10 protein-coding genes are annotated in these 14,188 nt (G+C 52.9%); 5 read left to right on the plus strand and 5 right to left on the minus strand.

What is annotated here, in order from left to right; genetic code table 11:
- Window positions 1-19 precede the first annotated feature (19 nt).
- Window positions 20-2,404 carry a methyl-accepting chemotaxis protein gene (locus R2K28_RS07520; protein WP_316368872.1) on the minus strand — a complete coding sequence of 795 codons (2,385 nt, stop codon included), beginning with the start codon at window positions 2,402-2,404 and terminating at the stop codon, window positions 20-22.
- 378 nt (window positions 2,405-2,782) lie between these two features.
- On the opposite strand from R2K28_RS07520, the gene R2K28_RS07525 reads away from it, so the two are divergent.
- The 3 genes from R2K28_RS07525 to R2K28_RS07535 all read left to right on the plus strand — a co-directional run bounded on the left by R2K28_RS07525 (window position 2,783) and on the right by R2K28_RS07535 (window position 8,833).
- Window positions 2,783-3,313, plus strand: a complete 531-nt coding sequence (locus R2K28_RS07525) for a TlpA family protein disulfide reductase (protein WP_316368874.1) — start codon at window positions 2,783-2,785, stop codon at window positions 3,311-3,313.
- A gap of 424 nt (window positions 3,314-3,737) precedes the next feature.
- On the plus strand, window positions 3,738-7,193 hold the full coding sequence (locus tag R2K28_RS07530) for a hypothetical protein (protein WP_316368875.1): 3,456 nt from the start codon (window positions 3,738-3,740) through the stop codon (window positions 7,191-7,193).
- Between the two features lie 200 nt (window positions 7,194-7,393).
- Entirely contained in the window at window positions 7,394-8,833 is a 1,440-nt protein-coding gene (locus R2K28_RS07535) for a peptidylprolyl isomerase (RefSeq protein WP_316368876.1), read from the plus strand.
- A gap of 49 nt (window positions 8,834-8,882) precedes the next feature.
- Here R2K28_RS07535 and R2K28_RS07540 read toward each other — a convergent pair whose 3' ends face one another.
- From R2K28_RS07540 to lexA, 4 genes are all read right to left on the minus strand, one after another.
- A complete protein-coding gene (locus R2K28_RS07540) occupies window positions 8,883-9,668 on the minus strand; it encodes a hypothetical protein (RefSeq protein WP_316368877.1) in 786 nt (261 codons plus the stop codon).
- A gap of 347 nt (window positions 9,669-10,015) precedes the next feature.
- Entirely contained in the window at window positions 10,016-10,432 is a 417-nt protein-coding gene (locus tag R2K28_RS07545; RefSeq protein WP_316368878.1) for a hypothetical protein, read from the minus strand.
- A gap of 52 nt (window positions 10,433-10,484) precedes the next feature.
- A complete protein-coding gene (locus R2K28_RS07550) occupies window positions 10,485-11,708 on the minus strand; it encodes a DNA polymerase Y family protein (RefSeq protein WP_316368879.1) in 1,224 nt (407 codons plus the stop codon).
- 195 nt (window positions 11,709-11,903) lie between these two features.
- A complete protein-coding gene (gene lexA / locus R2K28_RS07555) occupies window positions 11,904-12,500 on the minus strand; it encodes a transcriptional repressor LexA (protein WP_116444643.1) in 597 nt (198 codons plus the stop codon).
- Window positions 12,501-12,671: 171 nt separating this feature from the next.
- On the opposite strand from lexA, the gene R2K28_RS07560 reads away from it, so the two are divergent.
- Entirely contained in the window at window positions 12,672-13,025 is a 354-nt protein-coding gene (locus R2K28_RS07560; RefSeq protein WP_116444644.1) for a hypothetical protein, read from the plus strand.
- 338 nt (window positions 13,026-13,363) lie between these two features.
- The gene (locus R2K28_RS07565; RefSeq protein WP_316368882.1) at window positions 13,364-14,056 is read left to right on the plus strand and encodes a response regulator transcription factor; all 693 of its coding nucleotides are present in this window, start codon (window positions 13,364-13,366) and stop codon (window positions 14,054-14,056) included.
- The last annotated feature ends 132 nt before the right edge of the window (window positions 14,057-14,188 follow it).

Here is a 14,188-nt window from a genome sequence, read left to right on the forward strand (position 1 = left end):
TCAGGCCGATCCCTAACCATTAATCGCTTTCCAATATCTGTCGTTCAACCCTGTTGAGCAGTCCTATGATCTTGGCAGACAGGGGTTCGATCTCGTTGTAGAGCATTTCTGCCCTGTCCGTGTCGCCACTCTCCATATGGCTGATAATCTCTTTTATCAAGGCATGTAGCTGCTGATGAGGCTGTTCAATGGCATGGATCTCTGATATTTCGCTATACCGACTGAGTGCTTCAGAGTAGTACCATTTACCAAGGGCGCAATCATGGTGTGAGACAGCCTCCGCGTGGGTCAGGGATTGTTTACCATCGAGGAAGGAGCGCACCCTGGCCTTCCATGCCAGATGGGCAGACTTTGCCGAGCTGAAATCGAAACTTGAATCACCGGAAAATTTAAATTGTTGTACAACGCGTTGTAGATCAGAGGCAAGATTTCCCAAGTCGTTGGCGGTTTCAGAGGTGTCTTTGGCATTCTGGGATGTCTGTTTGCTGTTTTCACTGATATTGGTGATGTTTAGGTTTATCTCTTCGACCACCGAACACTGCTCCTCTGCAGCTGTGGCGATTTGGGTATTCATTTCGTTGATGGTCCCGATCGCTTTGTTTATCTCGCTGAGGGAGTGAAGCGTCTCCGATGCCTGCAGCACCCTGTTATCCACGTTCTCTCTGCCGGCGGCCATGACCGATACCGCTTGTTGCGTGCCGTTCTGCAACGCCTGTATCATAGTCTCAATCTCACCCGTGGATTGATGGGTGCGGTTGGCCAGTCCACGAACTTCATCGGCTACAACAGCAAAGCCGCGTCCCTGTTCACCTGCTCTTGCGGCTTCGATGGCAGCATTGAGGGCGAGTAGATTGGTCTGTTCAGCGATACTTTTGATCACATCCAGGACAGATCCTATACTCACGCTTTCCTGTTCCACTTGCAGAATTGTTTTCTCTGCAAGTTCCACTTCATCTGCCAACGCCTGAATTGCATCCGCAGTCTGCTTAACGATCGTGCAGCCGGATTGCGCCTCGGTGGAGGCTGCTTTGGTGGCTTCTTCCGCAACAGATGCATTTTTCGCTATATCCGAGATACAGTTCGCCATCTGGTTCATGGCTGTCGCCACCTGTTCTGTTTCATGTTCCTGCTTCTGGATACGTCGGCTGATGTGGCTGGTATTTTCTGATGTTTGGGCGACAGCGCTGATAACCGATTCAGTCGATTGTGCCGTCTGCTGTATCAGGATACGGATCTTGCCGACAAACTGATTGAAGCTTGCAGCGAGTAATCCAAGTTCATCATTGCCTTTCTGATCAAGCTGTTTCATCAAGTCGCCATTGCCATTGGCTATGTCTTGCATGGTCCTGACCGCATCCAGAATCGGATGGTAGATGAGTCGTGTCGTCAACCAGCTTATGAACAGCCCGATTATCAGGCCAAGCAGCAAAAGACTGGATACAAGTGTAGTGGTTGAACTTGTATCCTCAATCAGACGTTGACTGGTTTGTGAAATCGTGGACTCATGGTGTGCCACAAGCTGACCAAGCTGTTGATCGATTATTGTCAGCAGGGGAGTTATCTGGCTGCGTACCAGCCATGCATCACTGCGCCACTTATCACTGCCGTGAATCTCTAGAAGCTCTTTATAGTGGTTATCAAATTGGGCCAGATTATGCGTGAATTGTTCGATGGAATCATATTGATCCAGGGTCAGCAGATCACTTATCCCATTGAGCTTGTCAACGAGTTTTTTTGCTCTTCCAAGGTAGAGGTTCAGGTCGTTTATATTTGATTCATTGCGAAAGGCGAGATAGCCCCGGATACCATTCATGATATTGCTCCAGGCATACCTCAACTCGGTAAGATCATTCAAAATCTGTTTTCGTTCTTCGTCCGCGGGTTCCTCCATTTCAGATATAATCATCTGAGATGTGAGTTGCATCTGATTACGGCTGATAGGATTAATATGCTCATTCGCATAGGCAATGCCAGGGAAGTTACCCTCATATGTCGCTGTCTGGCTGAGTAAAGCCTCAGCAGTCTGGTCGAACTGCTTTACTTCATCGTTCAGCAGCACGAGCAGTTGAGATGCGACGTTATCCTTCGCCTCTACACTTTTTGTTATAAGTGATTGAAGAATGTAATGAGTCTGCTCCTTTTTAGTTGAAAAATCCTTTAAATGAGTATCTTCCTTTGTCAGGAGATAGAATCCCAGAGACTCTACAGACTGTTTTAAACTACTCGCGAGGTCTTTAGTCAAGATCAACCTTGGCTGGCTTTTAAGCACCACACCATTCACACTCTGTTCAACATTACTCAAGCTGATGAGGGTGAAAATAGACGAGACACCAAGCACGCAGAGGATGAGCCCGAAGCCAAACCACTGCTTTGTGCGGATCGATAGGTTGTGCAGAATTGACATGATCTTTTCCCTGATATGGACCATTCCTACTCCAAATCCATATGCTGTTTTTTAATATGTATAGCGCTGTGAAACATTGTTCACGTGCTAGCTGTGTAATTATTACAGTGAACCAGGGGTTAAATATGATGCTCCAATATCAAACCCATATACTCCTTGGTTGCAGGATATATCGTCTTCGAAATTTAAAACTTTAGAGTGTGGCAGGCCGAGTTGGCTTGAAAAAAAACACCTTGTGAATAATGAAATATACTTCAATATCATAAAGCTAATGATATTTTATAAGAATATTATTATGTCGATAGGAGGAATGGCGTTCCGCAAAATGCCGGATCCGTCTATCGCGCTGCTGACACTGACTGGGTAATACGCAACATCATGAGACTTTTAAAAAGATCGGATTTTCTCTATCTCGTACCAGCACTGATCTTGTTATTGGTTTCAGCTGGCGGGCTTGCGAGAGGTGGATGGCTTGAGACAATGGAGACTGTCCATACTGCACCTGCATTGAATCTTAAGGATCTGGACGGGGTAAGCTATCGAATAAGTGATCTCAAAGGCAAAACGGTTTTAGTCAACTTTTGGACAACCTGGTGCCCACCCTGCATTGAAGAGATGCCGTCGTTGATAAGACTGGCAGCGGAGATGAGCCAGGAGGAATTTGTCATCCTCGCCGTCAATGTAGAGGAAAACAAGCGTCGTGTCAGTAACATAGCAAAACGCTTGAATGTTACTTTCCCTGTCCTTCTTGATCCAAAAAGAGAGGCGGGCAATGCATGGAAGGTTAAGGTCTTTCCCAGCAGTTTTCTGGTGGATGCCCAGGGGCGCTTACGCCATAAGGCAATTGGTCCGGTTGAGTGGGATAGTGATGAGATCACTTCGATTGTTAACCAATTGATACAGGAGTAGGGTGCGTTTGGCAACTTCCTATGTTGTGCTGAATAGCTTTGGGATCACTCGCATCGAAAATGAGTGTTGAGGATGTGAAGTGAAATAACGTGTCGATTTCTAAAAAAAAAAAAGAATATGAACTGGATCACATATTAATACCTACCTAGGAATAAATTTCCCAGTCATCACTTCATCTTAAGTCACTCTTAATCTTGCTTTGCTACTTTTTGGGATAACCTGCCCAAATTAATAAATGCCGTCTCTGTGATGTCGGACAAAAAGTACATAAAAACAATTAGATGGAATGAACACACTAGTCAGTGGCAGCTATTGGTCGGGGGATCATTGCAAGTAGTGTGCAATAACAACAACAGCACAAGACCGCCAGGATTGACAACCTGCGAGTAATAGAAACCATACAGGCAAGTGGAGGAGTTTGGTTATGAAGTGCAATCAATTACTACCCAATAAAACTTATCGCTTCGTAACATACGCGATTTCATTAATCCTCACGTTGGTTGTTGCCACGGGTAATACCTGGGCAAGTGATGATGATGAAGAGCGGGAGTACAACAACGAGAGGTACAGCAACGAGAAGTACAGAAGTGAGGAGGATAAGAGCAGCAAGGATGAGGACAGGGATAATTCTGAAGATGAGGAAAACTCAGAAGGGGGTGGTGGCAACGGCCTGGCGCTGCGTCCTAAGAATACCTTCAACATCATGATGAACTATGAACTCGGTATGCACTGTACCGGTTTCGAGTTCGCCTATTGTTGCGTGCTGCCTCCTTATAACTCGATCCTGGCCCAGGTTGTGAAGACGCAGCAGAGTGATGAGGGCCAGACAGCCTTTGCGCGACTCCTGGAGGGGGACCCCGCTGAAGGTCTCGATGCCCTGGGACGACAGACTGTACTGCGGGATCCCGATCTCGATGCAAACGGGGATTTCCAGAAATATGTCCTCGAGTATTGGCATGAAGCACAACCACGGGAAACTCGTCCCAACGTCGTACCCCAGACTTCGACACTGATCAGCGCCACCGAGGGCAATTCACTGCTGATGTGGAACACCCTCGCCGATTCCGCGGCGGTCAATCCGGACGGTTCGTTGGTGCTCTCGGGCCAAGACGGCAACCCGACCTGGAACGGTGTCAGCGGCGCCATGCTGGGTGACGGCGATTTCAATGATCCCACCGACGACTACTGGAATGCGGTCTGGAATCACCTCTATATCTACGCCGACCTGGAAGGCTCCAATCCCACCGGTTCGACGGCTGAGTCCGATAAGATCCGGCTTGGCGTAACCGGCCACATCGAGTATCCGGACGATTGCGGTGCCGGTCTGCACCCGATGGGACCGGTCTCCCACCCGGATGGCGTACCGACCAATCCTGCTGTACTTAATGATTGCGGCGGTGCTTCCAAGGGCAATGTACTGACCTTCTCCGGCGAGCACGGCACCGTTGTCTATACCCAGATGAAGGTGCTGGAGAACCTGCCGATCACCCTCACCTCGCCACGTATCTGGGAGGCCCTGGGGCTTCCCCTGACCCCGTTCGAGGACTCCATCAATTTCTTTGCCGACCCGGGCGCGATGTTCGAAGACTCGGTGCGTCCTTTCGTGGCGATGAAGGCCAGGTTGCGTCACTACGATGAGAATGCCTATGGCGGTATGGGTGATCCGGTGCTGCAGAATGGCGCGCCGGTGGAGGGATTCGGCACCGCGCCCATCGATATCCCCAACTGCGAACGTTGCCACTCAGAGGTGGATACCACCAATTCACCCCATAAGAGCGGTGATGAGATCTGGTCCAAGGTTCAGCAGGAATATAACTTTTGGATGAGTTACTACAACATAGGGCCAGGCGACTCGGACTGGTATCCGCGCCTCAAGAGTGCCGCCATCAGTATTCTCGGCCTGCATGACAAGAACCAGGGTACTGGATTCCTGGACAACTACCCGGCCTGCGGCACACCGGCGGAGTGCGATGCACTGGCCGCCGATCTGTCGGCGGAGAACAATCGTCCCGTATTCGCCCAGAGCACCCGTATCGGTAATACCACCGTGCTCTGCCAGCGTTGCCATGCGGACAATGTCATTGCGGTGGTCAAATCGGCATCGTTCACCGATGATGATGGGAGCAGCAAAGTGATTCTGCCCATGTCCGAGGCGATTCATCAGACCCATCGCGGTGTCGGCGAGGGTGGCCCCATCGCCTTCAGCGACAGTCTCGGCCGCTTCGGCGGTTGCCAGGGCTGTCATCCCGCTCACCGTTCCAATGGCGACATGGCCGGTTATCCTATTACCGAAAGTGGCGACAACTTCTATGCCAGTACGGATAACCGTCTGGGCGCGGGCGGCTGTTTCGTCGGCCGTGACGTTCACTCCAATCCATTCAAGGATATCGACGGTGCGGGAACCCCTGAACACTTGACCGCCATTGGTGAATGGTTGCGGGATAATGTCTCCCGTAATCAGGCGGGTCTTGCGGGCAGCGATCGCGACGACCGGGGTATCTGGTGCACCAATTGCCACAACCAGCTGAGCCAGGAGATCTGGAAGCAGGAGAACATGGAGAGCCTGATAGATGGCATACCCGGTCCAGGGGCGAGCAACATACGCGCCCTGGCCTCATTGGATGATATTGCCGCTGCAGTTGGGGTAGATACACAGCAGGCCCTGGACTGGCTCGATCCTCGGGATCCCAATGTGTTCCCTGAGGACGGTGCAATTCGTACTTCGGAAGAGACAATGGCCATCTGGCGCCGTGATCCGGGTCTCTGCGCCTACCTGGGTGGCAGTACCGATCCGGCCATCGACGCCAAGTTGGCCACCATTGAGGTGGCTGGTGACGCCACCGCATGTACCACAGGTGCAGCGGCACCAGGTCCCGATTGTGATGGTGATGGTAATGCGGATTTCCAGATCTGCGGTAGCTTCGATGGGGATGGCGACTTCAGTGTCAGCATCCTGGACTTCTGTACCACCGACGACTGTGTGACCGCTGCCCAGCAGACCCTGAGCGGATCGATGGCGGCCCCGGTACCCTTCTCGGCGGCAACCGATGGACGCGACCACTGGCTGGCTGCCGGCGAGCCCCATTGCGCCGATTGTCACACCGCGCCCTATGTGGAGCCGAGTGGTCATCAACCGGGTAATGACCATCCACCCTTCAACTATCCGCGCAAGGCTGGACTGATGCGATACTCCCGCGGTCATCGGGACATCACCTGTCAGGGTTGTCATGAGTCGATCCATGGCCTCTATCCGGTCGCTCCCCATCTTGAGCAGGGACCGGGTGTGGACGGTGTGGATGCCACCACCTATGCCCAGGCGGCCTATCTCAACAGCGATGACAGCCACGGTCCGCTGAAGTGTGGTTCATGTCATATGTACGATACCCTGGCCGACAATGTGGATGCCCAGATTCCTGTACGGGTCTGTGAGCCGGGTGAAGATGGCGGCAACTGCGATAATGGTGAGGGTATGCATTTCGACGGCAGATCGATCGCCAGCGACTTCGATGCGGCGGTCAGTTGGGCCCATACTTTCACCGATAATCACGATCCCCGTGAAGACTTCTGTGTCAACTGTCATGAGAACGAAAACGACGAAGTCAGTGCCTCAGAAGGCGAGTGGCTGGAACATGCCATGAAGGGTCGGGTATCGCGCAAGACCATGGATCAGGTGGAGGAACTTATTTCGGGTGAGGTATTCGGTACCACGGATCCCCGCAACACCGTCTGTCAGGGTTGCCATGATGATGAATGGCAAGAGGTGGCCTGTAACGGTGAGGATGGTCAGGAGTGGAAGCTCCACCTCTCCGAAGGTCGGGTGTCGGAAAGCGTTTGGGAGCATGTCTCCCAGGATCGCACCGGCTCCACCTGCGGTTGGTAGCAGGCGGAAAGGTCAGCTGTCATATTGGCGGATGGCAGTTGCATCTGGGAGGGGGGATCTCGGTCTCCCCTCCCAATCGCTTCGCAGTCGTCAGCCATTTTTAGGGTGAGTAGCATCATTCAACGATTATAAATATCCAAAGACCTGTCTTATCGCCGATGTAGCATACAGTTGGCTGGAACAGGTCATTCGGAGGCAAAATGAGAATTCCTGTAACACTGATGGCCGCTTGTCTTCTGGCCACTTCCGCATGGGGAGACACGGCTGCTGAGCCGGCACAATCCGATGCCAATGTCCTGGCCCGGGTTGGCGATCGGATCATCACCTTCTCCCAGCTGAACACCCAATTGAATAGCACTGCCGTGGTGGGTCTATCCACGCCGGCCCTGGGTACGCCCGAAAGGCGTACCGTCATGTTGACTCTGCTGGACAAGGCGATCAGCGTCAATCTGCTCTATCTGGATGGTGTCGGCAAGGGCCTGCAGGAGGATCCGGTTTTCAAGCGCGAGCTGCAGACCTACGCCGATGGCATGTTGGCGGGACTCTATCGCAGACACTATTTGAAGGCGGCCCAGGATATCAGTGATCAAGAGATCGATGGCTATGTAAAAAAGCACTTCGCCAAGGATATTGAGGTGGACGATACCTTGCGCCCCCTGATCGAGGCAAAGGTAAAAAAGGCAAAATATATCACCCGCAAACAGGGCTTGCGCAAACATCTGCATGCCGGAATGGACGTGAAGATACACACCCGTCATCTCGATATCGAAGAGGACAGTCTACGTAGTGATGATCAGGTGATCGCTGAATTCGACGGCATTGCAATGACCTGGGGCGAGAGCAAAAAGTACCTTGCCACATTGAATAACTCCATCAACATCGAGCGACGCCTGGAGACCCTGAACGGTCTGATAGACAACTATCTGTTGGCGAAAAAGGGACGTCAAGCGGGGTTGGATCAGGGCCCTGACTTTAAAGCCGCCCTGGCCGAATTCAGCCTCACACGCCTGGTAAATCTACATCGCAAGGCGTTGGCGCAAGGCATGGAGCCGACCGAGCAGGAGGTACGGGACTATTTTGAAAAGCATAAAAAAGGTATCACCTTCAATGAACACCGCAAGTTGCAGATGGTGGTGGTGAAGGATGAGCAGACGGCACTGGAGATCATGGAAAAACTGGAAAAGGGAGAACTCACCCTCTACCAGGCGGCGCGCGACCACTCCATCGATCCCCGGGCAAAACAGACCTTGGGCGACTTCGGCTGGGTAGAGGAGGGCAGCGGTTTTCCAGCCTTGGACGAGGAGGCCTTCGCCCTGGAGATCGGTGAACTGGGAGGCCCGGTGGAGACCCCGGCCGGTTGGCATATTCTACGTATAACCGACCAAAGGGCATCGAAATATACCGATATCGAAGATCCCGATACCCAGCAGCAGACCCGTCGGCTGTTGCTCAAGGAGCGCCTCAACGAGTATGTGGTTGGACTGCGCAAACAGGATTATCCAGTGGTGGTCTATGAAGAGAACCTGAACCGGTTGATGCAGGAGGAGGCGCAGTGGATCGCCGCCAAGAGCAGGGAGATGGAGCAGCATCCTGAACGCGCCAGGCTCATTCTTGAGGATATGAAGGCGCTGGTGGAGTAGTTTGATGTGTCCATACTAAACCTATCCTCAAAGGTTTAAACTCTGTTTATTATGTCCGCGGCACATAAGCGACCTCTTTTAATTCGTTGATGATGTTCCCTCTTGCTAACTCATTCAAAGCCTTTTTTAGGTAACTCCTCACATTCGTATCGCAATGAGGAAGGGCAATGTTTGGCGATATCTCTTTTAGAAGCAAGAAGATCGCTAGTGAGTAGCTATGTTCTAGCTCGGTAAGATAGCCCCCTCCGGATGTTTGCCAGCCAGAGACGCCTGCGCTTGAATATTGTTGAAAATTAAAGGCTGCATTGGCTTGGAAAATACCAAATCCCAAAAAAGTTGCACCGATGTCTGTTGCGAATTCCCAGTTTTCCCAGCCGCCGGGTGGTGGTTCCGGTGCGGTTCCGGTGAGGTAGTGGGAAAGCTCATGGGCGAAGGTCGCAACCATTTGGGTTGGATTAACCGTGATTTTCGGATTGTAGGTAATCGTGGCCTCATTCTTTTCATTTACTGAAAAGGTGCCTAGGGGGTTTTGTTCTACATTTTTTACAATCAACGTGGGAGCAACATGAAGATTGGGATCTTTCTCTTGCGCCTGTAGTGTGACGGGCCAATTCTCCATACCAGCCAGTTTCATCACCTGCTGCAATGTTGCCTGGGCAGCAGATTCCTTAGAATCGACCGTGGCAGGAAAATACTCCTTAGTAGGCAGGACCAGCTGTACTTCCTGGTAAAAATCATCCCCACCAAAATGGGTCAGTAGCCATTTGAAACACTCTATTTGGAACAGGGTATCCTGTTCGGAAAGTAATGGTTTCTTTCGAAAAAGACTCCACATGGTAAATTTTCCTACTAACAGATTTAGATTACTGTGATTAGTAGATATACCGCTAATCCCACTAACAACATCACTGCCAGGGCACCAATGGCAGCACTAAAAATGCTGTCTTATTCTATGAATCCATTCGGAAAGACAACCTTAACAATGCGATTCCCCACTGATATTGAGAGTTCAGGTATTGCACCAAAAATAAACTGTGCTAAGACTTCTGTATAAATACTCATCCTTGAAAACTGCTGAGAGGCTAAACAGACCTTTTTTTTTAGAACATTTAGCCATAAACCGCAAGCAGGCCAGGGGGGGGATGGGCCATGCATTAGGCATGCGGTGGGTTGATCACTTATTCAGCGACTGTCGCTGAGGATGCGCGGCCAACGCTCATAGGCGGCGTCTTCCATCTCCGGGGTGATGGTGACCACATAGATGCGCCGCTCCTGTTCCCAGCGGGCCACCAGGCCCTGGATCCATTTCCCCGGGGTGACATCGAACCAGTGGCTGGCGCCCTCCATGTCCACCTCCATGAACTGGCTGACCAGCAGCTTTACCGGAATCGGCCGCCAGCGGTCCCAGCGACCGCCGTAGATGGCATCGAGCCTCGCCCAACCCCCCAGCGGCAGCTTGCCGAGCTGATGTTTGCGCCGGCCCCAGGGCAGCAGGTCGGCGCCGCCGTGCCTGTTTTTAACCGGCAGGCAGGCCCCGGCGGTGGGGAATTTGGTACGGAACTCCTGGCCGTTGAGGGTGTAGTGGACGGCGGTGCACATGGCTTAGCCCGCTATGCGTGCTAAGCGAACGCCAAAACTCAAAACTAAAAACTCAAAACTCATAACTACTGACTTTTGCGGGTTGTTGCAGGATGGTTTCCCTATGCCCAAACGGCTTCCACGCCGGGGCGATGACATTGGGCATTTTCGAGCGGTTCAGCAGGCGCACGGGGGCCAGGGCGAATTCACCGTAGCGCTGGTTGATATGGTCCATGGCCTGGTTGAGGCGGTCCTGGCGCTGCTGGTTCGGCTGCAGGAAGTCGAACTGGTAGTCGGCGTACCTGGGATCCAGGGCGGTGATCTGCACCTGGTGGCAGCCCTGGCCGGCCCAGTGGTGGTCGAGGAAGTCCTGGCACATGGCGACGATCTCCGGGCCGTGGTCGGTGGGCGGGTTGCAACGGTATTTGCGGGCGAGATAGCCCGCGTCGATACGCACCCCGATGTAGAAGTGGCTGGCGCGGAAATGGTGCAGGCGCAGCCGGGTGGCCACCTTTTCCGCCATATGCAGGAGGAAGGTTTCGATCACCTCCCGCCGGCGGGTGTCAGGGGGCATGACCTTGCCATGGCCGATGGATTTCGGCGCATCGACCTCACTGTGCACCGGGTCGGGATCGAGTCCCTGGGTCATCAGCCAGATACGCCGCCCCGGGTTGCCGAAGCGGCGTCCGATCTCGCCGATGGGCAGGCGGCACATGTCGCCACAGGTATAGACGCCCCGTTCCGCCAGGTAGCGGCCGATGCCCTTGGCGATACCGCACAACTCGGTGACCGGCACCTTGGCGAGGGTCTGCTGCGCGGTACCGGGAGGGATAATGGTCAGGCCGTCGGGTTTGTTGAGTTTGGCGGCGTACTTGGCGCTGGTCTTGTCGCCGCTGACCCCCACCGAGCAGAGCACCCCCCCGGAGGCCTCCAGCACCGTCTGCTTGACCTGCCGGGCGATCCGTTGCGGGGTACCGAGCAGGCGTTGGCAATGGGTGATGTCGAGGAAGGCCTCGTCCACGGAGAAGATCTCCATGTCCGGGGTGATGCTGGAGAGTGCCTCCATGATGCGGGTGGAGACCTGGGCATAGCGTTCCGGATGGGCCGGCACCTGGACAAACCCGGGACAGATCCGCTGGGCCTCTTTCAGACGCATGCCGGTATGCACGCCATAGGCGCGGGCCTCATAGGAACAGGTAATGATGCAGGTCCCCTGGGCGCCATTGGTGATACCGATGGGGCGTCCCTGCAGCTCCGGGTGGTCGATCTGTTCCACGCTGCAGAAGAAGGCGTTCATGTCCACCAGGATCATGGCGCGGGACCAGTGGGCTTTGGGGTGGGTGTCGTCGATATACATGATTGCTCAAGAGTTTTGAGTTATGAGTTTTTAGTTGCGGTGTTCGCTTCGCTCACGTTGGATAAAAAACGTGTGCGTAGCACACTCATCAACTCAAAACTCAAAACTCAAAACTCATAACTAAAAACTTCCTATTCACTTGTAGCGTCTCAGCTGACACACCAACACCCCCTGGATCCTCACCCGCTTTGCCGCATAGATCATGGGGGGGATGCCGGGGTTCTCGGCGATCAGCTTGATACGGCCGCTCTTGAGGCGTCTGAGGCGCTTCAGAGTGGCCTCCTCGTCGTCGATCAGGGCCACCACGATGGCGCCGTCGTCGGCGGTGTCGCAGCGTTCGATCACCGCCAGGTCGCCATCGAGGATGCCGGCGTCGATCATGGAGTCCCCCTTCACCTGCAGGGCGTAGCGGTTGGGGCCGAACAGGTCGTTCAGCTCGAGGCGGTCCTGACCGGCGATGGCCTCGATGGGCTGGCCCGCTGCGATGCGGCCCAGTAGGGGAAGGCTGGTTTTCGACAGCGCCTCCTCGTCCACCAACTCGATGCCGCGCTTACGCCCGGTGATCAGGCGTATCGCGCCCGCCTCGGCCAGGGCCTGTACGTGGCGATGGGCGGTGCCTTTGGAAGTGATACCTATGCCTTCGGCAATCTCAATCAGCGAGGGGGCGTATCCTCGCCTCTTCAGGTAGCGGCGGATGAAGCTCAGGGTGCGGTCCTGGGTAGGGGTTAGCATATTGAGTTCTCCAAATGTTCTTCATAGTGACATAGATTGTAGAACATTAGGAGAACTGTTGATAGGGGGGGATTGTGAATTGAAAATTCAAAATTAAACTAAAGTGTTTTGTAATTGGTCGAGAAATTCTCTATATTCGCATGATAAATAAAAGATATTTTGGGGATAGCCATGCCTAACCGGGTGCTGCAGCGTCTTTCTCTTGTTCTCGCTATCGTGATGTTGAGTGTGTGGGGAGTGATCCTGATCGTCGATCCCCACCTGATTGCGGGTTATTTCAGTGTTGAGCCGGTCAATCAGGCCTTCGCGGGGATGATGGGGGCCGCCCTGCTGGGATTGGCCTTCATTTCACTGGCCGGCGTTACCCGTTGGTTGGAAACACCACGGGCGCTGGGCGTCGCCATGGCCATTTTGGTGGTGGAGACCGCCTACCTGATGCTGGGTTCCGGTGACATGCTGGTGACCCTGCCCACCACTATCAGTCTGGTAACCGCTGCCGCTGTGGCCTTCTTTTTGCTTGTCTAAATGCCATATCTGTCTGCTTTCTATATTAAAATCAATAACAAACATTACCTGGCATGGTAGCTGTCATGCCCTGATGCAGGCATTGGGGAATTGAATTCGTTAAATATGTCTAAAATCGAAACAATAAACTTCTGGTATTGGGTGAAATTGGTATATAATTCCCAATTATAGAGTCCAGCTAGGCTGATAAATCAGATATTGATTCTAAAATCTATAGTTAATCAGCCTCAGCAGAAACGGAGCAGCGCGAACAGGAAAACAACCTGCTGTGGCGAGGTGTTCGTGGAATCGCTTACACCTGAATGGCCTGGCATACAAAATTGTTGCGTGGGGGATCTATGACAAGTGGAATAAATTTGCTGCTTGTAGAAGACGATGAAATGTTAGGTGATGGTATCCAGACCGTACTCGCACGGCGTGGATTAGCCATTGACTGGGTGCGCGACGGTCTCAGTGCCATGCAGTCCTTGAAGAGTGTCCGCTATGATGTCCTGCTGTTGGATCTGAACATTCCGTGGCTCTCCGGCTTGGAGGTCTTGGCGCGTCTGCGAGCGGAGGGAAATCAGATACCCGTGCTTGTGTTGACGGCGCGCTCCGAGGTTGTCGACCGTGTCCAGGCACTGGACGGCGGTGCTGATGACTATGTGGTCAAACCATTCGATATCGAGGAGTTGTGTGCACGTATTCGCGCGCTGCACCGTCGCCACAGCGGTCTGGAAGAAGAGATTTTGCGTCACGGTGATTTGGTGCTGGATCCTTCGGCGCATACGGTAACCATTCAAAATGATGAGGTGTCACTGTCGGTGAAGGAGTTCGATATTCTCCAGAGTCTGATGGAAAACATGGGACGGGTCATGTCGCGCAGGAAGCTGAGCGAAAAGGTCTACTGTCTGGATGACGATGTTGAAAGCAATGCCATCGAGGTCCATATCCATCATCTACGAAAAAAATTGGGAGAACATCCGATTCGCACCGTGAGGGGAGTGGGGTACGTCATAGAAAAACCCATGGGTGGATCAGCAAGACGCTAGTTTATCGTAGAACTTCAGAAAGCTTCGTGTTCCTGTCCATAAGCGATTTGGTTAACACCAGGTCTCTGGTCTGATAGCCATTCCTGATTCGATATCTCAGCAATGTATCTTACTGTGTTGAGCATGGATGTA

This window comes from Candidatus Thiodiazotropha sp. CDECU1, from assembly GCF_963455295.1.
GTDB lineage: Bacteria > Pseudomonadota > Gammaproteobacteria > Chromatiales > Chromatiaceae > Thiodiazotropha.

Coding starts and splice junctions, on each gene's coding strand:
- R2K28_RS07560 (WP_116444644.1), top strand. CDS start 12,672: ATGCCTAACCGGGTGCTGCAGCGTCTTTCTCTTGTTCTCGCTATCGTG.
- R2K28_RS07535 (WP_316368876.1), top strand. CDS start 7,394: ATGAGAATTCCTGTAACACTGATGGCCGCTTGTCTTCTGGCCACTTCC.
- R2K28_RS07525 (WP_316368874.1), top strand. CDS start 2,783: ATGAGACTTTTAAAAAGATCGGATTTTCTCTATCTCGTACCAGCACTG.
- R2K28_RS07550 (WP_316368879.1), bottom strand. CDS start 11,708: ATGAACGCCTTCTTCTGCAGCGTGGAACAGATCGACCACCCGGAGCTG.
- R2K28_RS07545 (WP_316368878.1), bottom strand. CDS start 10,432: ATGTGCACCGCCGTCCACTACACCCTCAACGGCCAGGAGTTCCGTACC.
- lexA (WP_116444643.1), bottom strand. CDS start 12,500: ATGCTAACCCCTACCCAGGACCGCACCCTGAGCTTCATCCGCCGCTAC.
- R2K28_RS07520 (WP_316368872.1), bottom strand. CDS start 2,404: ATGTCAATTCTGCACAACCTATCGATCCGCACAAAGCAGTGGTTTGGC.
- R2K28_RS07540 (WP_316368877.1), bottom strand. CDS start 9,668: ATGTGGAGTCTTTTTCGAAAGAAACCATTACTTTCCGAACAGGATACC.
- R2K28_RS07530 (WP_316368875.1), top strand. CDS start 3,738: ATGAAGTGCAATCAATTACTACCCAATAAAACTTATCGCTTCGTAACA.
- R2K28_RS07565 (WP_316368882.1), top strand. CDS start 13,364: ATGACAAGTGGAATAAATTTGCTGCTTGTAGAAGACGATGAAATGTTA.